The sequence below is a fragment of the Nostoc sp. NMS7 genome, from assembly GCF_017115085.1.
GTDB lineage: Bacteria > Cyanobacteriota > Cyanobacteriia > Cyanobacteriales > Nostocaceae > Nostoc.
In genome coordinates this window covers 1-23,127 of the sequence record NZ_JABXKJ010000189.1, presented here as the reverse complement: position 1 = coordinate 23,127, position 23,127 = coordinate 1, and the positions used below count along the sequence as shown (strand labels likewise).

The following is a 23,127-nucleotide window of genomic DNA, read 5'->3' as shown; positions in this document are numbered from 1 at the left end:
CCCAATACTTCTCTACGAGAGGCTGCGCCAACGACTTCGCTCAGTACAAGTGCCCGATGCCCAAATTCAAATTATCCCCAATTTAGCTAACCGCTCAATGGTGGCTTGCTGCGTTTGGAGGAAGTGTTTGCGGTCTACTTCTGTTTCCAGCATAGTATTAGCAGGGTAAAAGTGTGATTGCTGGTAACTTTCAGCGTATAGCTCAAACCGTTGGCGCGAAAGTAAATTATTTAACCCCGGTCGGCGGCGATCGCGGCGTAATGCTACTAGGTCAATCTCTGCGAAAGCTGTCATGCTCTCGCCTGCACCTGTCTCTGCTAAAACGATTCCGCGATGGTCGATGATTTTAGAGCCACCATCAGCCGAAGCAATGGGGATAGCAATATTAGCGATACCTGCGGTATTGGCTGAAACTACATAAGCCATGTTTTCGACGGCGCGAGTGATTTTTGCCGCGTCTTTGGGGGTGAGGTTTTTGTTGTATACTTCGGAGGTGGAATGGACAAAAATCTCTGCTCCTCGCATCGCCAGACACCGCGCTACTTCTGGATACAAAATTTCTTCTGATGCCAAAGCTGCCAAATTACCGATCTCCGTTTTGGCAACGGGGAAAACTCCCTCCAAACCATAGCAGTCAAGATACTTATCCCAAACATCATGGGGTGTGGGAGCAAATAATGAATTCAGCCGTCGATACCGCAAAATAATTGAGCCAGAGGGGTCAATGATAAAGCAGGTCTGGAAATACAATCCGGGAAAGTTGGGGTCAACTTCGTAGGCGTTACCAGCCAAAAAGATTTTATGCTTTTGAGCAATTTTACCAAGTGCTTCATATTCAGCACCAGCCATTTCTATACAGGCTTTTTCTGCCCATCCTAAGAGAGAATCTCCCATCGGAAAACCGGTGAGGAAATATTCTGGCAGTACAATTAAACGACAATCAAACCCAATGAAAGCGATGCTGGCAGCAATCTGTTGAGCTAGGCGATTGATGGAGTTTTGCATGAGCGATCGCGCATCGTTTGTTTGGTTGACTGCATGACAGGTAACTTGCAGTGCCAAAGCGCGGTAGGATTCTAAATTAGTCATTGGTCATTAGCAAAGGACAAAGCGATCTTCACCCCAGAGCGATCGTACAAGTTTATCTGTCAACTCAGATCCAAGGATTTTGTTTTTGTCGCCGCGATTTTCCAGTCGTTCGGGCTTTGTTGAAACTTTTTGCTTGGCAGGACTTACGCAAACAATAGCCGAAAAGAATGATTTTTAGGTAGGGGCAATAGCCTGCGGTCAGCTAAAGCTACATGAATTGCTCCTACAACGTTTAGTGGTGCGTAAGTCCTATTTGGATGTTGTTGGTCTGAGGTCGAAACTTGAAGTTCTGATATTAAATCAGATTGCTACTTAATTATTGTTTGCTTCTTTTGTCTTTGTATAAACTTAATTAAAATAAACAACTCCAGGTAGAAGAGAGAATGTCAAATTTGGGCGATCGCACAGAGTTAAACACCGATAAAGTCTTACTCATCGGAGTTACTGGCGGCACAGGTGGAAATGTCGTCAAGGGATTTTTCCAACAGGGAGTTACCAACCTGCGAGTCATCACTAGAGAAATTGACCTGAATCGTCCAACTCTTGCAAAGCTCAACGATGCCGGAGTTGAACTGGTAAAAGCCAACCTCGACGATGAAGCCTCCCTGATAACAGCCTTTGCAGGGATTTCGGCTGTTTACTGTCACGCTACTTCTGCCGACTCCACTAAAATTGACCCGCTAGAGGTGGAGAGGGCAAGGCGAGTTGCACAAGTTACAAAGCTTGCTGACATTAAGCACTTTGTCTACAATTCCGCAGGTGGGGCGGACAGGAATTCAGGAATCCCCCGGATTGAGCAAAAGTACCAAGTAGAAAAAATTCTCAAAGAAGCTGGCTTACCGACTACTATGTTGCGAGCCTGCTTGTTTATGGAGGAGTTTTGGAAGAAGTACACGCGACCTTCTATTCTCAAAGGTAGTTTCCCGTTTTCTATTCAGCCAGATAAGCCCCTTCATCTAATTACAACCAAGGACATGGGCCGCGTTGCTGCCTACGTAATCAAACATCCCACCAAGTATATTGGTCAAGAAATTGAGTTAGCTGGCGATGTGCTGACTCCTCTTGCGATGGCAGAGGCATTCTCCCAAGCACAGGGGATGAAAGTTGTCCACAAAGAGACACCCGCCTGGATTTTCTTGCTCTTGCTGCAAAGGGAACTGTTCGATTTGATTCAGTGGTATCGCAAAGAAGGTTATCAAGCCGATGTCCAGCGTTTACGAGAAGAAGAGTTTCCTGGACTTCTGACCACATTTAGGGAATTTCTGGCAGAAACTAACTGGGCAAATGCGGAACTCACCTACGAGAGTCTGTGATCGGATTAGTACACTGTGTCAAAAGTCATTGGTCATTGGTCACTTATACTGAGCGAACGCGAACAGCGTCTCGTAGAGAAGCCGTTGGCGTGGTCACTGAGCCTTGCCGTTCGCGCAGCGTCTCGTAGAGAAGTGCAGCCTCTGGTAGAGAAGTATTGGTCACTTGTACTGAGCGAAGCCGAAGTATTGGTCATTACATTGATGATCGCGATCGCGATCATCAATTGTTGCTGGATTTAAATCGGCTACGACTAGATGCTTCAACCTTATTTGTAAAGTTAAATTTTCGGCGGGATCAGGGTTTCAGGGTAATTAATTTTGTCTTACTACTTATGTATAGGACTTACGCAAAAGTACACGCCCTCCGGGGCAATTCATGAATTGCCCCTACCTGAAAATAAGGGTTTCGGCTATTGTTTGCGTAAGTCCTGATGTATCAGAGTTTGTGTGAAATGGGATGAAATCTGGAAATCATTTTTATCGTAAATCAAAGGGTTTAAGACCCCTACGTCTATAGGTAGCGCCAGTTTCAGTCCTTAGAAAGCGGGACGCTACGCGAATGTCTGAAAATGTCTAAAATGTTTGAATTTTGTTAGCGTAGCGTTAGCGAGTCCGCGTACTCTGTAAGAGTTGCAAGCTACGCTTTTAGCGTCTCGTAGAGAGCGTCATTTTGAATTTTGAATTGTTAATTGGGGAGTGGTTTGCTAAGATCATTTGCGAACTACTCTCCCTTTTCCACATCCGATGACAAATCAGCGTGAAGGCTTGTAGGAGAGTTTGTAGATCGTGCCACTGTAGTCATCTGAGATTAACAAATTGCCCTGCTGATCTACTGCCGTATCCACGGGTCGCCCCCAGTATTTTTCCGTTAATGGAAGTGTCCACCCGCTGACTAAATCTATCTGATTTCCTGGGATCTTTGTCGTATTGTCCCAGGGAAAGTAAGCTATTGTATAGCCATTATAGCCAGTTTTCGACTGCCGATTCCATGAGCCGTGCAGCCCCACCAGTACCCCAGTTGAGTACAGGCTGGGAAACTTCGTATTTTGTAAGAAGGTTAGTCCCAAGGGAGCCGAATGCGCTGGGATACCTCTGATAATCTTGTCCATCGCATTGCAATTAACATGTCCATCAGCATTGAACTGATAGTCGCGGTCGAAGGGCATATAGTAGAAGCGACTTGAGGTGTCAGGATTGGGGTTGCAGAATGGCCAACCGTAGTTACCCCCATCTCGAACTCGCGTGAACTCCTCTGGCGGGTGGTTGTCCACATAGGAGGGGATAACCTTACCGTAGTTGTTAGTAGCATCCTTGAAGGGATAGGCGATATTGTCTCGATTATTCACGGCTACCCAGAGATCATTTGTGCCGGGGACGAATGCCAGCCCTTCTGCATTGCGTAAACCTTGGGCAAAAAGCCGTGGATTGCTTCCATCAGCGTTGTACTGGTAAATTGCACCGCGCCGTGGGTTACTGACAGTATCTGACACGCAGGCGTTGCAGGACGAGGCGATCGACACATATAGTTTGTGGTTACCATCGAGTGCGATATTTTTCAGTTCGTGACCGTAAGCACCTTTCAGTTCCGAGCTGCTGCTATCTAGTAAGCCGGCGACGACAACTTGGCGATTGTGCGCCGTTATGTCTCCAGATTTGTAGATGAAGCGGTTAATTTGATTACTCTCAGAGATATAAACGTATGTAGTGCTGTTAATCGTGTGAAACACAATGTCGTGTGGGTTGCGTAGACCTGTCACGAACTCAGAAATAATTGGGTCTTTGTTGCCATTTGCCCTGACAATTAGCACTTTACCGGTACTGGGCTGCGACACTAGAAGATTGCCATTAGGAGCAACTGCGATAAAGCGGGCATTCGGAATGCGAGCATAAACGGAGATGGAGAAGTTGGGCGGCACTTTCAAGTAACGGCTAGTATTGAAAGGCCATTTGGTCATTGTATTAGGCACGTTAACTTTGGTGTCAACAGACGCAGCTGGTGGGATGGCCAATGCTGGGGTGGAAAGAACCTCAAAGGGCATCACAGTTGTAAGTAGGGCCAAGCTAACTAGCCGCGCAGATACTATCCGTCCGAGCCACTGTTTTGGCTGTAGAGGAAACAAAATTGACATTTTCAACTTCCTTTTGATGTGGGTAATGAAGAATGGTGAGTTGCGAGTGCAGTTAAAGGTAGCGGGGCGTTTAGCCCGTGCTGAGTTAACAATCAGAATTCAAGAGTTAGAATTCATTCTGAGTTCTGTACGAGTGCGAGATAGACGCAGCGTTAGGAAGGAGTCCGCGCTACTCTTAAGCAAGCTACGCGCAGCGTCTGGTAGAGAGCCTTTGAATAAAGGGCTTTAAGTCCCCCACCAAATTCAAAATTTCGTGTTTTTCAATGAGTGCTGGGTCTTTTTTACAAAGTTGCTCCTCTTCTGCCCTTGGGAAAAGACCGCACTTTGCGCTAAATCCTCTACTGATTGATTCTGATATTCTTCTTTGTTTAATTTGTGTCAATTCAGAGATAGCTTTTTTAAACTTTTGCTAGTTGTTAGAGTATGGGGCTAGCAAGAAGTTGAGTCTATTTGCCAATAATCTTAGTCAAAATGGATGATTAGAGGTAATTACAGCTAATAGACTAATCAGAAAGGTTACTTGACATAAACCAAGTCAATAAATGCTATCTCTGTGGTATCAAATTAATACTTAAAAAGCCTAACGCAGATTAAATAACATCCGAAATAGGGTAGGTACTCAAAATTAAACGACACTATTTTCCACCTTTAACCTATCAGTAACTATATGAAAGACTCATTCTTACCTTGTCTAAACAGGTAGATCAATGTTGTCTAAAACCCGTGTACAGAGTAGGTTATAGTTTGCAGAAAAAGTCTAATTGTGACCTCAAAATCTCTGAATTGCAGGTTTGATTGATTAATATTGCTCTTGCCTAGATTTCACTAGCATATATAGAACTCCGGTTTTATTAATGAAAAGCTTTAGTTGACAAAGGTTTTACTCTCAGTATGCTGCTCATTATTCAAGTCGAGTTACTATGTTTGGTTATATCCTATTGAGATAAAAGTGAAACGTAACTCGTATATCCACTAGTATTTAAATTTTATCAGAATAAAAATCCGAGTAAATTTACGTTAGTATATTTACATAAGCTGGAATTTAGGATCATATTTTAGCAAAAAGTGGCGATACTCAAATACAAGTTATTGTTAGCTTACAGACATTAGTCCTCTATCTTCATCCTGCTTTTTAGCCGAAGATATTGAGTGTAGAATTTTATTTATAGGACTTACGCAAAACTATACGCACTCTGAGGGAATTCATGTAGCCGAAGACTTCCCGTACTACTTGCTTACGGGACGCGCAAGGGATGTGGAAGCAAGCTACGCGGTAGCGTTTCTGCAGGAGAAGGCTATTGTCCCTAAGAAGAAAATGATTCTTTTCGGCTATTGTTTGCGTAAGTCCTGTTAATTATGGGCGATTCCTGTTTACCGGAGAATTACTAATAGAAAATCCCCGACGCGTGGGTTTAAGATTAGCTAATTCCACCTGAAAACTTACCTTATCACTCATTTCCCCACTTCTCGCTAACAAAGTCCAATTACCAGGACGCAAATACCAAAATAAAGAATTAGTTGACTGTGTATCTAGCTTTTCACCATTCAGCCACCACTCCACAAGCGCAGATTTATTTCCGACTAGCTTAAATTCGAGTTTTTGCTTCGCTTCTTCAGCTGGATAGAGTAAAAATAAATCGCCATGATGCGGAGATAAAATTCTCAAACTAGTAGAAGTAAAATTCGATTGCTGTTGTTTTGCCAACCATTCATCATACTCTGGTGGTAAATTGAACTGATTTTCACCTTCGTAGTTACTTTTATCTTCAGGATAGAAATATTCTTGCACCACTGAGGTACAATCTGGTGTTGGACGTAACCCCGAAATTGCACAAACAGGTAATTGCACTAAACCTTCTGGAGGCGGAAAACCTGCTGGTTCCTGATGTTCGTGCAGATGTAACATAATTCGATTCCATAAGGGTGCAGCCCCTGTCACACCTGAAACTTGCCGCATCGGTTCACCGCTAAAATTGCCTACCCAAGTAGCAACGGTGTAATCTGTGGTGAAGCCAACTGTCCAAGTATCACGAAAATTGGAAGAAGTGCCAGTTTTAACCGCAGAAGGAAAGGGTAAATTTAACACTGAGTCTACACCAAATGCTGTTGCACGAGCATGGCGATCGCTGAGTATATTGGTGATTAGTTGCCATATCGTGTGTTTAGCCAGTGGGGAGTAGGCAGAGATGCGATTAATCGCGTCTGTACTGGGGAGTGGGAAATTGGAAAATGTGCTTACTAAAGGGGTCGCATCTCCTTGTCGTGCTATAGTTAGGTAAGCATGGGCTAATTCCCAGAGACTGACTTCGCCACTACCGAGAGTTAACCCTAAACCATAATGTTCCGGGGTTCGATTGAGGTGTTCAAATCCCAGTTGATGCAGACGTTCTAAAAAAGTTTCCACACCTACTTTTTCTAACACCCTCACTGCGGGTACATTCAGGGAATTTGCTAAAGCGATTCGCACGCGCACAGGGCCAAGAAACCTTTCGGTGTAATCTGTGGGGCTGTAAAGTTTTGCGCCGGGAATTGCATAATGGGCAGGTATATCTGCCAAAATCGTATTTGGGCGAATTAAATTTTTTTCTAAAGCTAATTCATATATAAAAGGCTTGAGGGTAGATCCTGGTTGACGTAGCGCCTGTACTCCATCATTATGTCCCAGTTTGACTTCATTAAAATAATCAGGCGAACCGACATAAGCCAAAACTTCACCAGTGCGGTTGTCAATCACCAACGCAGCTGCATCATGGACATTGTTGGCGGCGAGAGAAGAAATTACCTGCTGCACCTGTGCTTCGACAAACTGCTGCAAAGGACGATTTATAGTGGTGCGGATGGGGGAATTTTCTTGTGTTTGCGTCTGGAACAACTGATTGGCTAACCAAAATAAAAAATGTGGTGCGGCGATAATTCCTCGCTGGCGAGACTGAAACACAACTTTTTCGGTGTGTGTTCGGGCTGCGATCGCTCCACTGATATACTTTTGCTGTACCATCCGATTGAGGACATATTTTTGTCGCTGCTTCAGCCGTTCCCAATGCTCATAAGGGTTAAAGTATGTGGGATTATTGGGAATAGCAGCCAACAAACTAGCCTGGGCAAGATTCAACTCACTAGCTGGGATGGAAAAATAAGTCTGCGCGGCTGCTTCCACACCATATATATTCCCACCCATCGGCAGCCGATTGATATATGCAGCCAGGATTTCATCTTTGTTCATCCCTGCTGTTAACCGCCAAGATAGCCAAATCTCACTCAGTTTACCAGAGAAGTTGCGGGGGACGGGATCTAACATCCGCGCCAATTGCATTGTAATAGTGGAAGCGCCGGAAATAATTCGTTTCGCGTGGATAGCTTCTTTACTGGCGCGGATAACAGCTTTCATATCCAACGCCCCGTGATGGTAAAAGCTGCCATCTTCGGCGGCTAAAATGGCATGGATAAACTGGGGCGAAACTTGATTTAATGGTACTACTGATGTATGCTCTTGGTCACGGGTGAGCAATGTTCCTAATGGTAAACCATTGCGATCGCTAAATTGCATTGCCAACTGATTTTGGGCAATGTCTGCGGCACGAATGGGCGCAAAATATGGTAGTAGGCGTACCACCAGACAGATTAGCAGCACAGCTAGGATAATTTTACCGTGCTTAATTTTGAGTAGCGATCGTGAAATTAGTTTCATCAGGGAATCCCCTGTATAAGAAAACTTACCTTAATTTTCCCGCAAAGTTAGTTACATCTACATCAGTAAATATGTCAAATCCTTAATAATTCATTTTTACTAACTTAGCAAATTTAAATTAATGTTTGTAAAATTAAAATACTTCTTTATAGTTAAGAATTGTAGTTATTTTTTGGAACAATCACACTGAGTTAGTTATCAATGTAAATAAACATAGTTAAATCGAAAGCTTGAGTACAAATAACTAGTCATCTGGCGTACTTTATTAATCTTGGCATTCCCCACTTAATAAAGTAATACAAAGTTTTGTTCGCTATAATTTACAAATTTTTAATTTTGAATTACTAAAAATATGATTATCAGAGTTTTACTCCGTTACTACCATAAAATTCTCTATCGCGTCCTTCTCTTCTCTACGAGAGGCTGCGCCAACGAGACGCTGGGCGAACGCATCTTTGGGGGTTTGTTAAAAAAAATTAGGCATTCGTCAAGGCGCAAGAGAAAAATACAGTTTATTCTTCTCTTTACATTTATGCTAGGAATGGCAGGGTGTAATTTTTTTGGTATCAACTCAGCTAAAGAACAACTACCAACAGTTTCCTCACTCACGCCTCCAAAATTACCAGACTGGATTGAACAAATTAGTCCCATTGGGGATGCGAAATCTCTTAACCAAATCCGCATCCGTTTCAAAGAAGCTTTAATTCCAGTTGAAAGTCTTGACAGTCCAGAACAGCAAAAAATATTACAAACATTTGCACTTTCGCCGCCCTTACCCGGTCAATTTCGCTTTTTAACACCGCGCATGGTGGGTTTTGAAGCTGATAAAGCTTTGCCAATAGCGACAAGATTTCAAGTTACTATCAAGGCAGGTTTAGCCGATTTAAAAAATCATCGCCTAGACAAAGATTTACCTTGGACTTTCAATACTGAATCTATCAACCTGACTAATCTCCCTGGTGTGAATCCCGTTGAGAAGGCTGATGTTGAACCAATTGATTTACAACAGAAGTTGCAATTTACCTCAAATGTAGAATTGGATTTAACTTCTGTACAAGAACATTTACAGTTAATTCCCGAAGGGAAAAATAAAGGTATAGGTTTTAAAGTCGAATTCAACAAAGAAGAAAAACCATTAAAAAATGAAGAAGACCCTTTAGAAAAATTTGACCCTTCGGCACGGAATTGGATTTATAACCTCATCCCACAGCAAAATCTCGAAAAATCAACCCGTTATCGCCTGGTATTTTCTCTCGGAATACGTCCGGCTTATGGCAATCTACCTACAGAGAAAGAATTTGCCACTAAGTTAGCAACTTATTCGCCTTTGGCATTTCAGAAAATTAACTTTTACGGACAGCCAGATTCGGGGGGAACATTTGGAAGATTTCTTAAAGGCAGTCCGCAGCTAGAATTTAATAATGTCTTAATGCCAGATTCAGCTAAAGAAAATATTACTATTAATCCAGCACCAAAAGAGATTTCGAGAATTATCCAAATAAATGATGAAGATAAAATTGTTGGTATCAATCCTTATGCGCTAGAACCTGCCAAAAGTTATACAATTACTATTGGTGCTAATCTCAAAGATAAGTTTGGGCAAACTTTGGGTAAACCTGTCACAGTTAAATATGATACTGGAGATTTAGCTGGGGATATCTGGGTACCATCAGATTTGAATATTTTCCCCACAGGTAAAGATTTACAGCTAAATATTAGTACGGGAAATCTGCCAGAATCTAAATACAAAGCAGCTTATCGAGTAGTTAAACCGACAGATTTAGTTTATTTTAATAATAGTATTGATTTATTACCACAACCTTCTGATTGGCAAAGCTTTCAGGTATCGGGTAAGAAAAATCAATCAGTTGACGTTGCTGTTCCTCTCCGAGAAAAAATAAGTTCTGCTACGGGGATGTTAGCTTACGGAGTGCAAGCCCGCACTAATAAATATCAGGAGAATGGTAAGGAACTGTGGCGAGAACCGACAACTTATGGCTTAGTTGAATTGACGAATTTGGGCGTATTTACTCAGTGGTTTCCTGAATCAGGCTTAATTCGCGTCAATCATCTTACAGATGGTTCACCAGTGAAAGCGGCTGCTGTGGAAATTTATCAATCAAAATTACAGGCGAAATCTCGCCCGGAACCTGTGCCTTGTGCAACAGGTAAAACTGATGACAATGGAATTTTTAGAATTGTTCGTGAAGGATTACCGCAATGTTATTCTGGGAATGAAAGTTCTAGTAAATCACCACAATTATTAGTAATTGCCTGTGAAAATCAAGATTGGGCATTTGCCAGAACAGAAGAATCTAGCGGCGTTTATGGGTACGGTATTGATGCAGGTTGGCAAGATGGTAAGCCAGAATCACGCGGGGTAATTTTTTCAGATAGGCAGTTGTATCAACCAGGAGAAAAAGCTTGGTTGACTGGTTTCGCGGACTTTCTGCAAAATGGCACAATCCAGCAAGATAAAAATGCTGCTTACCAATTAACCTTGGTAAATCCTGATGGACAAAAGACCAATTTAGGTACGCAAACTACAAATGAATTTGGCACATTTTCTCTGGAACTGCCAATTAAAACTACTCAGCGTTTAGGCTACTATACAATCCAGGCGAAGGGAAAAAATGGGCAAGAAATTTCTGGAGAATTTCGGGTTGCTGAGTTTAAGCCACCTAACTTTAAAGTCGAACTCAACTTAGATAAAGAATTTGCTCTCATTGACGAGAAAGTGAATATTAATGCTACAAGTAATTATTTATTTGGTGCGCCTGTAGAAGGTGGAGAAGCAAAATACTTTATTACTCGTCAGCAGGCTAATTTTATTCCTAAAGGTTGGGACGAATTTGCTTTTGGTAGACAATGGTTATGGCCGGAGGAAACCCCGACTATATCTAGTGATGTGTTGCAAACTAATGCCCAGCTAGATGCTAATGGTAAAAGTAGTCAAACTGTGAATGTGGCTAATGATTTACCATATCCAATGACTTACCGAGTAGATGTGCAAGTTGCAGATGTTTCTAATCTCTCTGTAGCGAATTTCAAAACTTTTACAGCTTTACCAAGTAATCGCCTCATCGGGTTAAAAAGCAATTTTATCGCTGATGCTGGTAAGGCTTTTCCGATTGAAGTGATTGTTACTGATCCTACAGGAAAACCGATAACAGGTCAACGGGTACGCCTGGAATTACAACAGATAAAATACAGCAGCGTCACCCAGTTGGTGGAAGGTAGCCGAACGCCAAAAAATCAAGTTGAATATAAAACAGTCGGACAAGCAGAAATTACATCTGCTAGCAATCCGCAATCGGTAAATTTGACAGCGCCGGAATCTGCTTCATATCGGATTAGAGTTAATTTTAGTGATGCGAAAAGCGAATTAAGTGCCACAGATTTACAAATTTGGGCAACTGGAGGAAATTCAGTATTTTGGGGTTCGGGAGAAAAAGATGTCTTAGAAGTTAAATTAGATAAAAAAGAGTTTAAAGCGGGTGAAACCGCTACTGCACTAATTCAATCTCCCTATCCAGATGCAGAATTATACTTTGCTGTGATTAAAGACAAACCCCTTTATCAGCAAATTATCAAAGTTCAGGGAGGTGCACCACAAATTCAGTTTAAAGTTACGCCAGAAATGCTGCCAAATGCAGCCATCGAAGCTGTGTTAGTCAGACAAGGTAAACCCATAAACCAAGTGGAAGCGGGAAGTTTAGATAATTTGGTGAAGATTGGTTTTACACCTTTTAAAGTTAACTTAGAAGATAAGTATTTAAAACTGCAAGTTAAGCCGGTGCAAGCATCATTAGAACCTGGTGCAGAAGAAACAGTACAACTGGAATTGAAAGACAATCAAGGAAACCCCACCAAAGGACAGTTTACAGTCATGGTTGTAAATGAAGCGGTGTTACAACTTTCTGGTTATCGTCCGCCAGATTTAGTAGATACAGTTTATGCAGAACAGCTAATATCTACCCGCTTTAACGATAATCGCGCGGATGTAATATTACAACCACAAGATGTAGCTAAACCCAAAGGTTGGGGTTATGGCGGTGGTTTCTCAACTGGTGCAGCAAATACTCGCACTCGGACTGATTTTCAAGCCTTAGCTTACTACAACGGTTCTGTCCTCACCGATGCAAATGGGAATGCACAGATAACCTTTAAACTCCCGGATGACTTAACTAGATGGCGGGTGATGGCTGTCGCCACCGATGGAAATCTGCGTTTCGGGAATGGGGACGCGACGTTTATCACCACAAAGCCACTGCTAACTAATGCCATTTTGCCACAGTTTGCCCGTCCAGGCGATCGCATCCTTGCTGGTTTATCTGTAACTAACAACACCGGGAATACAGGAAATCTCTCAATTAATGGCGAACTTAGCGGTAATGTGAAGTTTGCTGACAAAAATCCCACAACTACTTCTTTGCAAACCAAAGCTGAATCTGCAACTCATGCTTATCGCTTTCCAATGGTGGCGGATAGTGTGGGAATTGCTAAAGTTCGCTTTACCACTCAGCTAAATACAGCCGCAGATACTTTTGAAGTACCTTTGGAAATTAAGCCAATTGAAATTACAGAACAAGTCGTTGAAACTGGTGTCACTGAAAAACAGGTGAAGATTCCCCTGAATATTGATAAAAATACCTTCCCTGATGCCGGAGGTTTAGATATTCAGTTGGCGAGTACTTTGATAACAGAAATTAAAGCACCAGCAAAGCAGGTTTTAGAAGATGATGATTTGCCGTTTACTGAACCTGCTGCAAGTCAGTTAATAATTGCTGCTAATTTGCAAACTATTGCCCAAAAATATGGTCAAGCATTTGCAGAATTTAATCCTAGCCAACAGGCAAGTAAAGCAATTGAAAAGTTACAAAAACTCCAAATAGCAGATGGTGGTTTTACTACTTTCCCCGGACAAGAAAAATCCGACCCTTGGGTTTCTTCATACACGGGTGAATCTTTGGCTAAAGCCAGTCAGGTGTTCCCTAATTTAGTCGATTCTGGAATGCTGTTTCACCTGAAAGCTTATTTGCAAACAGTTCTGGCGAATCCTGGAGAATACGATTTTTGCAAACAGCAATTATGTAAAAGGCAACTGCAACTTAATGCTTTAATCGCGCTGGCACAAATTGGGGAAAAACGCAATACTTTTCTTGCAGATATTTATGGACAACGCAATAACTTTGATGTCGTAACTCAAATTAAACTAGCGCGATACTTATCTCAATTCCCAGAATGGCAAGACGAATCTCAACAATTAGTGAACCAGCTGCAACAGAATATCTATGAAACTGGTCGCACAGCAGTTGTAAGTTTACCAGATAGTTGGGGATGGATGAGTTCATCTACCGCGACACAGGCGGAAGCTTTACGTTTATTTATTGCCAAGCAGAGTAAACCCGAAGTTATAGATAAGTTATTCCAAAGTCTTCTGGCATTGCGACGGGATGGCACATGGCAAACTAACTATAATAATGCTCAAGCCTTAACAGCTTTGGTAGAATATAGCCAACTGCAACCCACGCCGCCTAATTTTGTTGCCACAGTGCAATTAGCTGGTAATAAGTTAGGAGAAAATCGCTTTGAAGGCTATCAAAATCCTAGTTTACAGCTAAATGTGCCGATGAATCAATTACCTCGTGGTCGTAATGATTTAACGCTGCAAAAATCAGGTAATGGCACTTTGCACTATCTGGTTGCTTATAATTATCGCTTGCAAGGAAATCAATCAGGCAGATTTAACGGTTTACGCATAACACGAGAAATTAGTCAAGTAAATAAAGAGAAAGTTTTACAAAAAACAGGTCTTTATGCTTTCGATAAACCCTTGACTTTAGCCTCTGGACAGGTGTTTGATATTGGTTTAGAAATCATCTGCGATCGCCCCGTAGATCATATAGTAATTAAAGATCCGCTACCATCAGGTTTTGAGGCGGTGGATGCAAGTTTTCAAACTACCACAGCTGCATTACAAGCAAAAGCCGATAACTGGGAACTTGGGTTTAAGAATGTGTACCGCGATCGCATTATCGCCTATGCTGACCACCTGGAACCAGGAGTTTATAGTCTGCATTACTTAGTCCGTTCTGTGACTCCTGGGACATTTTCTTGGCCTGGCGCCCAAGTTCACCTGCAATATGCACCAGAAGAATTTGGGCGTACTGCTGAGTCTACATTAATACTGGAGGATGGAAAATAATAATTGTAGTTTATTGCATTTCTGCAACTGCAAGTAAAGTATAATCAAAATAATTACGGTAAGATTCGCTCTATTTAGCTTGGATAAAGCCCAAGAGTTAGTATTAACTAAATTAGAAGAAGGACTACCCGCTATAACTCCATCTTTTGGAGCAGCTTTAGCAGAAGCTTGTGCGGTGTGTTTGGAGGATCAAGGTCATTTACAGGGTGTAGAACTCACAGTTAATGGAGAATTTACCGCCAGATTTAGACTATATTGGCAACCTGTTACACAGCAAATGCTCCGTTGCTGGAATGATAAAGAGTTCACCACAGAACAAGCAGCCTATGGCATTGCTTTTATGCTCATCAGACAATTAACTCAGTTTACAGTCATTGAGCGATCGCGCAAAGGCACTGGATTTGATTATTGGTTAGGTAGCGAAGATGAAGCAGGTGAACTTCCGTTTCAAAATAAAGTAAGGCTGGAAGTTTCAGGTATACGTAAAGCAGATGATAGCAGGCTTAAAGCTAGAATAAAACAAAAAATTGAGCAAACTAATCCTTCTGATGGCGAATTTCCAGTCTACATTATTATTGTTGAATTTAGCAGACCCTTATCTTTTATTGTGGAAAAATGAGTCAGATTCAGGAGTTGCATAAACAGGCGATGGATTTGGCCGAAGCAGCCTTTACTGCTAAACTCAGAGGAGACTTAAAGCAAGCCAATGAAGTTTCTCGACAAGCGTTTGACAAAGAATCTCAAGCTGCTGCACTGATTGCCAATCAACTTGATGCTGAACCAACTCGTTCAGTGTTACATCGTAGCGCTGCAACTCTTGCAATAGACTGTGGTGAATTGCAAGCAGCAGAACGTTTAATTGCGATCGCATTATCAGGAAATCCACCCCAAGAGATTGCCCAAGAACTGAAAGATTTATTCATTAAAATAAATTTACGCCCATATTTGGAACGTCACGGGTTTACTTTTGATGAAGAAAAGTTGAGGAATCTAATAGTAGATAAACAGAGTAGTTGAAAGACAGGCGATCGGACTTCTGTAAGGGTAATTATAAATAGCGATCGCATTATCGCCTATGCTGACCACTTGGAAACAGGAGTTTATAGTCTGCATTACTTAGTCCGTTCTGTGACTCCTGGGACATTTTCTTGGCCTGGCGCCCAAGTTCACCTGCAATATGCACCAGAAGAATTTGGGCGTACTGCTGAGTCTACACTGGTGGTTGAGGATAAGTCGTGACAACTTAAGATGTAAGAAAGGGAATCTATAAATGTTCAAAGCCTATGGGAGATCAAAGCAGTGACACATATTATCAAAGTCAACGAACATGGCGATTTGTATTTACCATCTGAGGTGCTGGTAAAACTACAACCTGGCACATTCTACAGCTTAGAAGTTCAGGGAGATATACTGATTTTGCGTCCTGAACGTTCAGGCGTATTGTCTCCAGAAGAGAAAGCGGCAAAGTGGAGGAAGTGGGCTGCAAGTCATTCAGCTAACAGTCCAGGCTTGCCTGATGAGGCTTTGCGCCGGGAGAATATCTACGATTGACTATTCGTTACTTACTGGATACCAACATTCTATTGCGTGCTTGCGATCGTGCTTCATCAAGTTATACGCTGGCGCTGGAAGCAATTGCTAGACTTTTAGCACAAGACGAGGAGTGTGTCATTATTCCTCGTCTTGTGCTGATAGAGTTTTGGGTGGTTGCTACTCGCCCAATTGCTGTCAATGGTTTGGGGTGGAATGCCGAACAAACACACACAGAGGTAGAACAAATTCTTGATCAATTTACGTTACTTGAAGACAATCTGCAGATATTTACCCATTGGTTGAATTACGTCACCAGTTATAAAGTCATGGGTAAGCGTGTCCACGATGCGCGATTGATTGGTGTGATGTTGACACATGGAGTAACGCATTTGCTGACTTTCAATATAGACGATTTCACCAACACAGCAGGTATTGTCGTTGTGCATCCACAGACAGTGATTGATAGTCCATAAAGTTTGGGAACAAGGTACGGCTACGCAATACTACAACATCAACCAAAAAGCGATCGCATTATCGCATACGCCGACCACCTGGAACCAGGAGTTTATAGTCTGCATTACTTAGTCCGTTCTGTGACTCCTGGGACATTTTCTTGGCCTGGTGCGGAGATACATTTACAATATGCACCAGAAGAATTTGGGCGTACTGCTGAGTCTACACTGATATTATAATTTATTTGTTGGAAATCCCTTAGCAGGTAAGGGGAGCAAAAATCAAAGCTTCTCTCCCTGTGGGCTAAATCAAGATTTAATTTGAAATATCAACATTTATAGACGTATACCTATTTGTGAAATAATCCTAATCATATCTACCAATAAAATTAAATAGTGTGAAAAATAAAGCTGGGCTTATTTATATCAGTTGGATGATCGCCGTAAGTGCCTTAATCTTATTTATCTTTAGCAGCTTACGACATGAATTATATCAATCAACTGCTTTAGATTTAGCTGCCTTCGATCAATGGATATATCTAGCAAGCCAAGGACTGCCTCCAATTTCATCATTCTTTGGCTTTCACATGATTGGAGATCATGCAGCTTTTATTTTGTATCTAATCGTGCCACTTTATAAAATTTATCCCGATGTACATTGGCTATTTGCAGTCCAGGCGATCGCTTTAACAATAGGATGTGTACCTGTATATGCCTTAAGTTTGCAAGCAGGCTTATCCATAAATTATGCACGAGCAATTTCTATTTCCTACCTACTGTATCCTTCTTTATTTAATATCAACTTTTTTACTGATTTCCGTCCAGAAACAATTGCTGTCCCCGCCTTGTTATGGGCTATGTGGGCAGGAATTAGCCATCGAACTTGGCAGTTGATTATAGCTATCGCTTTAGTCCTAAGTTGCAAAGATATTTTAAGTTTAACCGTAATTGCTTTTGGAGTCTGGCTGTGGTTGATCCAGCATCGACGTATCTATGGAATTGGTTGTATCGTAACAGGTGTAGTTTGGTATTTAATAACTGTTGGTTATCTCGTCCCCATGCTCCGAGGTGGTCAAGCAGGTGGGGTTGTATTTTATAGTTCTCTAGGTGATTCTCCCAAACAAATCATCTGGAATATTATTACTAATCCTAGCTTGATTTTAGGAAAATTCTTTGCATCTGAAACACTATTTTATTATTTATTACTTTTGTTGCCAGTAATTATTGGATTACACTGGCGACACATAATGACAATAATACCAGCTTTACCAATGTTTTTGCTGAATATTCTTTCTGATTATTCCCCACAGCGAGACTTAATTAACCATTATTCTTTAACAATTTTCCCATTTTTAATTGTTTGGTTGTTGCGTTCAATATGGCAGTATCAGCAAGACAAAAAAAGAGGCTGGCTAAAACCGCGTTTTTTAATAGTTTGGGCTATTATTGCATTTTTGGTGTTGGCTAAGTACGAATTTTTCATCACACGTTATCTATCCAGTCTGTCAAATCTTAACTCTCTGCATACAGCAGTAAGTTTAGTTCAAACCAAAGGAAGCGTTTTAACGACATCAAGAATTGCTCCTCATTTGAGCCAACGTCAAATTATTAATCTAATTAATATAGAGAGGAAACCTGATGATACAAGTAATGGAAGTGTTGAATATGTATTACTTGATGTCCGAACTAAAAATCGGAGGAATAAACTTGAATTTAATCCAGAATTACCCAATAAACTCAAAAATAACCAAGCATTTAAACTGGTTTATCAACAGGATGATGTTTATTTATTTAAAAAGCAGTAACATTGGTGTAATTTATGGAGATGGATACAGTAAAAAATATTTAATTACCCTAAAAATTACAAGTATGTCATTGCGAGTAAAACTTTTATTACATAGTTAGGTTAATTCGTGCCTACCTACTTACCACAGTCGGTTTGTACTGCAACAAACTGCTTGTCTTCTTTAACCAAAGATTGGGTTATCAGTCTTTTCGATTCAGCATCAAACGCCAGATAATAATATTTTATTGTTTGATTTTGCGATGGTTTACATCCCACGATTGTTACCTCCCAGATCCAGCGATTAGGAGAAACCGATTTGTCTTTGTCTCCGGTATATTCAGACCATTTTACAAGCCGTTTAGAGATGACAACAAATGGATGTCTGACAGTAGTAACTATAACTAACTGGTTTATCAGTTCTTCTTTGGATATGTAACTATTGTCAGGAAAATCATATTGGGGAATAGATGCAAACGCAGAAGAAAATAGCGAGGTTACGATTGATAAGGATAGAACAATTTGTTTAAGCATAGAAACAAAAAAGCCAATAATATTACGGAATCCGTTCCCAGCCTCCAGGCTGGGAACGAGGCAACATAAGACTTTGGGTTTATCTTAGTGCGATTCGCCCCTAGTCCCCAGTTCAAATCAATATCCCAGCAATAGAAGCGGTGATAAAACCCGCTAACAATCCGCCAATCATTGACTTTACACCCATGCGAGCTAAGTCCTGCTGGCGATTCGGTGCTATCCCAGCAATGCCGCCAATGGTAATGCCAATTGAACCGATATTTGCAAAATTACATAATGCGTAAGTCGCAATAATTACTGCGCGTTGAGAAATTTTACCACTTTGAATTAGTGCCTTTAAATCCAAAAAAGCAATAAACTCATTGAGAATTGTCTTTGTACCCAATAAAGCCCCTACTTGCCGACAATCAGCCCAAGGTACGCCCATAAGCCACGCCACGGGAGCCATAACAAATGACAAAATCCACTGCAATGACAGTTGCGGTAAACCCACAAATGCCCCCAACCATCCCAGCAGCGCATTTAGAGCAGCTAATAATCCTAAAAATGCCATAATCATCACCCCAACGTTAACTGCTAACTTCACACCGTCAATTGCTCCGTTAGTAGCAGCATCAATTACATTTACATAATTGGTTTCTACATTCACCTCTACCTTACCAACGGTCTCTGATACTTCTGTTTCTGGGTAAAGTAATTTTGATACTACCAACGATGTGGGAGCAGTCATAAAGAAAGCAGCAATCAAGTGTTCTGCTGGTATGCCAAAAGAAAGATATGCGCCTAGTACTCCGGTGGCAATTGTCGCAAAACCACTCGTCATCACGGCATGGAGTTCCGATTGCGTCATATTCGCTATGTAAGGTTTAACCATCAGCGCCGACTCTGTTGGCCCCAAAAAGATGTTACCTGCACAGGATAAAGATTCAGAACCTGATGTTTTCATCGTCTTCATCATGACCCACGCCATCACATTTACGACTCGCTGTAAAATGCCGTAGTAATACAAGACGCTGATGAAGGCAGAGAAAAAGATAATTGTGGGCAGCACTTCAAAAGCAAAGAAATGATCCTTAAAATTTTCTCCGAAGACAAATTTTGCACCAACATCAGAAAATGCTAAAAATTGGCTGACAATATCTCCCAGAGATTTAAACACATTTAAACCCCAAGGAGTTTTCAGAATTACTAGGGCAAATACAAACTCTAATCCCAAACCCCACGCGACTATTCGCCAACGCACCGCACGGCGATTCACTGAGAAGGCGTAAGATATACAGATAAAAACCAAGATTCCTAACGCAGAAATGGCGCGTTCCATGTTTACTCCCGGAAATGTATCGCTAAGGCACTTAGTCACAAAGCATACAGAAAAACTCGCCTTTTTTGGGGCTTTTTAGTCAATTGCTAGAGTTTTGATGGTGTAAAGATGAATTTAGCGATCGCATATTCATCTCTTGCTACCAAAAAATTGGGTAAAAGCCCCGTGCTTCTAGCACATTTCTCTAGTCACTTGATTTAGGTAAGCGACTACCTATCTTCGCTCTCGGCGTGGGGCCACTGAAGATTCATTTCTTTAGATAAACTAAAGTCCCATTTAAGTTCTCAAATTACCTTTCTAAGATAGAGGCAGCAACTACTATAAGTTGCCATACACAACTAAAACCCAACTAACAGCTAGTGGCTGCCGATAACACAAAAATGACTAAAGCGCCAGAATCTTTAGACTTATCTACCTACGAGGCGACAGACAAATCCCTAGATCGTGATTGTACAACCTTATCCCGTCACGTCCTCCAGCAACTTCAGAGTTTTTCGGCAGATGCACAGGATTTAAGTGCGCTGATGAATCGTATCGCCCTGGCCGGCAAACTGGTCGCTCGTCGCATGAGTCGCGCTGGTTTAGTGGAAGGCGTTCTCGGATTTACTGGAGATGTTAATGTCCAAGGAGAATCCGTCAAAAAGATGGATGTCTATGCCAATGATGTGTTTATCTCAGTGTTTAAGCAAAGCGGCTTAGTCTGTCGCCTCGCTTCTGAGGAAATGGAAAATCCCTATTACATCCCGGAAAATTGCCCCATTGGGCGCTATACTCTGCTGTATGATCCAATTGATGGCTCATCCAACACTGATATTAATCTCAGCTTAGGTTCCATTTTCGCCATTCGCCAACAAGAAGGAACTGATAGCGATCGCAAGGCAACTGACCTCCTCACCAATGGACGTAAGCAACTCGCAGCCGGATACATCCTATATGGCCCCTGCACAATGCTGGTCTATACTATAGGTAAGGGCGTTCATTCCTTTGTCCTTGATCCCAGCTTAGGAGAGTTTATTCTCACAGAAGAAAATATTCGCATTCCTACCCACGGTTCTGTTTACAGCGTCAACGAAGGTAACTTTTGGCAGTGGGAAGAATCGATTCGAGAATACATCCGCTACGTTCATCGCACTCAAGGGTATACGGCTCGTTATAGCGGCGCAATGGTCAGCGACATCCATAGACTTTTGGTTCAAGGCGGCGTCTTTCTCTACCCAGGCACAATTCAAAACCCAGAAGGGAAATTGCGCTTGCTTTATGAAACCGCTCCTCTGGCCTTTTTGATTGAGCAAGCAGGTGGTCGTGCTACTACAGGACTGATGGATATCTTAGATGTGGTGCCAAAAAAACTCCATCAGCGCACGCCTTTAATTATTGGTAGCAAAGAGGATGTAGCCAAGGTGGAGTCTTTTATTCAAAACGGACACTAAAATCGCTAGGTGGAAGACAAAAGAAAATAAAGCTTTATTTACAAGCTTTTGAACTGGATAGTGATTTTTGCCTGCACTAGATGACGGTGACAAAAGCATCAAGGATGCGTCTAGCCTATGGCATTAATTAAAAGTTAATCATGGTGATTTAGGATTGGAAATGTAGAATAGCACTTCTTGAAGATCAATTAAAAATTATCTCAGCTGGCCGATGCGATAAGTGATTGGCAACGTCACAATTCAAAAGTCACCATCAATACTTGATGGGTTTTGCCAACTTCACTTGAAAACATCACTATACAGGAGTGAAACAAATTAGAGCTATGACTACTAATCATCTACTAGAAATTACCCAATACGGTCAAAGTATCTGGATTGATAATTTGACCCGTGACATTATTCAATCAGGCGAACTCAAAGACCTGGTTGAAAATCAAGGTATCTCTGGGATTACTTCTAACCCAGCTATCTTTGAAAAAGCGATCGCTGGTAATGTCATTTATGATGCCGATATCGAAGCCGGAGTTCGGGCTGGCTCACCGATACAGAAAATTTACGAATCCCTAGTTTTTGCAGATATCCGTAATGCCTGTGATATTTTACGCCCTGTTTATGAAGCCTCGAATAGACTAGATGGTTATGTGAGTATGGAAGTACCACCAAGCATCGCCCAAGATACTGAAGCAACCATAGCCGAAGCCCGGCGCTATTTCCAAGAAATTGGTCGGGAAAATTTGATGATTAAAATTCCCGGTACAGAAGCAGGCTTACCAGCAGTGGAACAGGCGATCGCTGATGGTATTAATGTCAATATTACGCTGCTGTTTTCTGTAGAAAGCTACATAAACACAGCTTGGGCTTATATTCGGGGCTTAGAAAAACGGGTAGACCAGGGTAAGGACATCAGTAGAATTTCTTCAGTCGCTAGCTTCTTCCTCAGCCGAATTGATAGCAACATTGACGCCAAAATTGATGCTAAGTTGAAAAAAGGCGTTGATGATATTGCCGTGGAAGCAAGGCTCAGAGCTGTTAAAGGGAAAGTAGCGATCGCTAACGCGAAGATTGCGTACCAAGAATACAAGAAAATCATTAAAAGCGATCGTTGGCAGGCTTTGGCAGCCAAAGGAGCGACAATACAACGGCTACTTTGGGCTAGCACCAGCACCAAAGACCCCAACTACAGAGACGTGATGTATATCGAAGAGTTGATCGGCCGAGATACCGTTAACACCGTACCACCAGCAACGATTAAAGCTTGTGCCGATCATTGTAACGTCAGCGATCGCTTAGAAACAGATGTAGACAAAGCTTACACCTTGATCGAAAACCTCAAAGATCCCGACATTAACATCGATCTCGATGCCGTAATGGATGAACTGTTAGTCGAAGGTATTGACAAGTTTATCCAGCCCTTCCAGTCCTTGATGAACTCTTTAGAAGAAAAGATCAAGGTATTGTCGCCAGTGTAGGGGCTGGGTATTGGGGACAATGGGGCAAGGAGGCAAGGGAGACAAGGGAGACAAGGGAGACAAGGGAGACAAGGGGCACAAGGGAGACAAGGGAGACAAGGGAATAAAGAAAGTGTTTTCCCAATGCCCAATGCCCCATGCCCAATGCCCCATGCCCAATGCCCCATGCCCAATGCCC

General features: G+C 41.9%; 17 protein-coding genes. 12 read left to right on the top strand and 5 right to left on the bottom strand.

Translation table 11 applies throughout. The annotated features are described in order from the left end of the window. Positions 1–66 precede the first annotated feature (66 nt). Positions 67–1,089 (bottom strand): nitrilase-related carbon-nitrogen hydrolase, encoded by a 1,023-nt coding sequence (locus HWQ38_RS21320; RefSeq protein WP_292797442.1) that lies wholly within the window; start codon positions 1,087–1,089, stop codon positions 67–69. A gap of 383 nt (positions 1,090–1,472) precedes the next feature. Between HWQ38_RS21320 and HWQ38_RS21315 the strand changes: the two genes are divergently transcribed. Further along, a complete protein-coding gene (locus HWQ38_RS21315) occupies positions 1,473–2,402 on the top strand; it encodes an NmrA family NAD(P)-binding protein (protein WP_292797439.1) in 930 nt (309 codons plus the stop codon). Positions 2,403–3,154: 752 nt separating this feature from the next. Here the strand turns inward: HWQ38_RS21315 and HWQ38_RS21310 are convergent. Further along, positions 3,155–4,531 (bottom strand): PQQ-dependent sugar dehydrogenase, encoded by a 1,377-nt coding sequence (locus HWQ38_RS21310; RefSeq protein ID WP_292797437.1) that lies wholly within the window; start codon positions 4,529–4,531, stop codon positions 3,155–3,157. A 25-nt stretch (positions 4,532–4,556) separates the two neighbouring features. Here HWQ38_RS21310 and HWQ38_RS21305 point away from each other — a divergent pair, with 25 nt between their 5' ends. Continuing rightward, on the top strand, positions 4,557–4,760 hold the full coding sequence (locus tag HWQ38_RS21305; protein ID WP_292797435.1) for a hypothetical protein: 204 nt from the start codon (positions 4,557–4,559) through the stop codon (positions 4,758–4,760). 1,125 nt (positions 4,761–5,885) lie between these two features. On the opposite strand, the gene pbpC is transcribed toward HWQ38_RS21305, so the two are convergent. Then, positions 5,886–8,219, bottom strand: coding sequence for a penicillin-binding protein 1C (gene pbpC / locus HWQ38_RS21300; protein ID WP_292797433.1), 2,334 nt, complete (start codon positions 8,217–8,219; stop codon positions 5,886–5,888). 532 nt (positions 8,220–8,751) lie between these two features. On the opposite strand from pbpC, the gene HWQ38_RS21295 reads away from it, so the two are divergent. The 8 genes from HWQ38_RS21295 to HWQ38_RS21260 all read left to right on the top strand — a co-directional run bounded on the left by HWQ38_RS21295 (position 8,752) and on the right by HWQ38_RS21260 (position 18,217). Continuing rightward, a complete protein-coding gene (locus HWQ38_RS21295; protein ID WP_292797453.1) occupies positions 8,752–14,427 on the top strand; it encodes an alpha-2-macroglobulin in 5,676 nt (1,891 codons plus the stop codon). 79 nt (positions 14,428–14,506) lie between these two features. Beyond that, complete coding sequence (locus HWQ38_RS21290; protein WP_292797431.1) at positions 14,507–15,046, top strand: hypothetical protein; 540 nt, start codon at positions 14,507–14,509, stop codon at positions 15,044–15,046. After that, entirely contained in the window at positions 15,043–15,444 is a 402-nt protein-coding gene (locus tag HWQ38_RS21285) for a hypothetical protein (protein ID WP_292797429.1), read from the top strand. The genes HWQ38_RS21290 and HWQ38_RS21285 overlap by 4 nt, the downstream gene beginning before the upstream one ends. A gap of 30 nt (positions 15,445–15,474) precedes the next feature. Further along, on the top strand, positions 15,475–15,666 hold the full coding sequence (locus tag HWQ38_RS21280; protein ID WP_366933334.1) for a hypothetical protein: 192 nt from the start codon (positions 15,475–15,477) through the stop codon (positions 15,664–15,666). Positions 15,667–15,726: 60 nt separating this feature from the next. After that, positions 15,727–15,978: a hypothetical protein gene (locus HWQ38_RS21275; protein WP_292797426.1), complete on the top strand. Its 252-nt coding sequence runs from the start codon at positions 15,727–15,729 to the stop codon at positions 15,976–15,978. After that, positions 15,975–16,433, top strand: coding sequence for a PIN domain-containing protein (locus tag HWQ38_RS21270; protein WP_292797424.1), 459 nt, complete (start codon positions 15,975–15,977; stop codon positions 16,431–16,433). The genes HWQ38_RS21275 and HWQ38_RS21270 overlap by 4 nt, the downstream gene beginning before the upstream one ends. 3 nt (positions 16,434–16,436) lie before the next feature. Beyond that, entirely contained in the window at positions 16,437–16,652 is a 216-nt protein-coding gene (locus HWQ38_RS21265) for a hypothetical protein (RefSeq protein ID WP_292797421.1), read from the top strand. 158 nt (positions 16,653–16,810) lie between these two features. Further along, positions 16,811–18,217: a DUF2079 domain-containing protein gene (locus HWQ38_RS21260; protein ID WP_292797419.1), complete on the top strand. Its 1,407-nt coding sequence runs from the start codon at positions 16,811–16,813 to the stop codon at positions 18,215–18,217. Between the two features lie 116 nt (positions 18,218–18,333). On the opposite strand, the gene HWQ38_RS21255 is transcribed toward HWQ38_RS21260, so the two are convergent. Then, positions 18,334–18,729: a hypothetical protein gene (locus HWQ38_RS21255; RefSeq protein ID WP_292797417.1), complete on the bottom strand. Its 396-nt coding sequence runs from the start codon at positions 18,727–18,729 to the stop codon at positions 18,334–18,336. A 112-nt stretch (positions 18,730–18,841) separates the two neighbouring features. Next, complete coding sequence (locus HWQ38_RS21250; RefSeq protein WP_292797448.1) at positions 18,842–20,050, bottom strand: NupC/NupG family nucleoside CNT transporter; 1,209 nt, start codon at positions 20,048–20,050, stop codon at positions 18,842–18,844. Between the two features lie 380 nt (positions 20,051–20,430). Here HWQ38_RS21250 and fbp point away from each other — a divergent pair, with 380 nt between their 5' ends. Both fbp and tal read left to right on the top strand, forming a co-directional pair. Next, entirely contained in the window at positions 20,431–21,480 is a 1,050-nt protein-coding gene (gene fbp / locus HWQ38_RS21245) for a class 1 fructose-bisphosphatase (protein WP_292797445.1), read from the top strand. Positions 21,481–21,803: 323 nt separating this feature from the next. Next, on the top strand, positions 21,804–22,949 hold the full coding sequence (gene tal / locus HWQ38_RS21240; RefSeq protein ID WP_292797414.1) for a transaldolase: 1,146 nt from the start codon (positions 21,804–21,806) through the stop codon (positions 22,947–22,949). Positions 22,950–23,127: the final 178 nt, after the last annotated feature.

Excerpts from the sequence above, each read along its gene's own strand:
- HWQ38_RS21310 (WP_292797437.1), bottom strand. The coding sequence starts at position 4,531 with ATGTCAATTTTGTTTCCTCTACAGCCAAAACAGTGGCTCGGACGGATA.
- tal (WP_292797414.1), top strand. The coding sequence starts at position 21,804 with ATGACTACTAATCATCTACTAGAAATTACCCAATACGGTCAAAGTATC.
- pbpC (WP_292797433.1), bottom strand. The coding sequence starts at position 8,219 with ATGAAACTAATTTCACGATCGCTACTCAAAATTAAGCACGGTAAAATT.
- HWQ38_RS21320 (WP_292797442.1), bottom strand. The coding sequence starts at position 1,089 with ATGACTAATTTAGAATCCTACCGCGCTTTGGCACTGCAAGTTACCTGT.
- HWQ38_RS21295 (WP_292797453.1), top strand. The coding sequence starts at position 8,752 with ATGCTAGGAATGGCAGGGTGTAATTTTTTTGGTATCAACTCAGCTAAA.
- HWQ38_RS21305 (WP_292797435.1), top strand. The coding sequence starts at position 4,557 with ATGAAGAATGGTGAGTTGCGAGTGCAGTTAAAGGTAGCGGGGCGTTTA.
- HWQ38_RS21250 (WP_292797448.1), bottom strand. The coding sequence starts at position 20,050 with ATGGAACGCGCCATTTCTGCGTTAGGAATCTTGGTTTTTATCTGTATA.
- HWQ38_RS21315 (WP_292797439.1), top strand. The coding sequence starts at position 1,473 with ATGTCAAATTTGGGCGATCGCACAGAGTTAAACACCGATAAAGTCTTA.
- fbp (WP_292797445.1), top strand. The coding sequence starts at position 20,431 with ATGACTAAAGCGCCAGAATCTTTAGACTTATCTACCTACGAGGCGACA.
- HWQ38_RS21285 (WP_292797429.1), top strand. The coding sequence starts at position 15,043 with ATGAGTCAGATTCAGGAGTTGCATAAACAGGCGATGGATTTGGCCGAA.
- HWQ38_RS21255 (WP_292797417.1), bottom strand. The coding sequence starts at position 18,729 with ATGCTTAAACAAATTGTTCTATCCTTATCAATCGTAACCTCGCTATTT.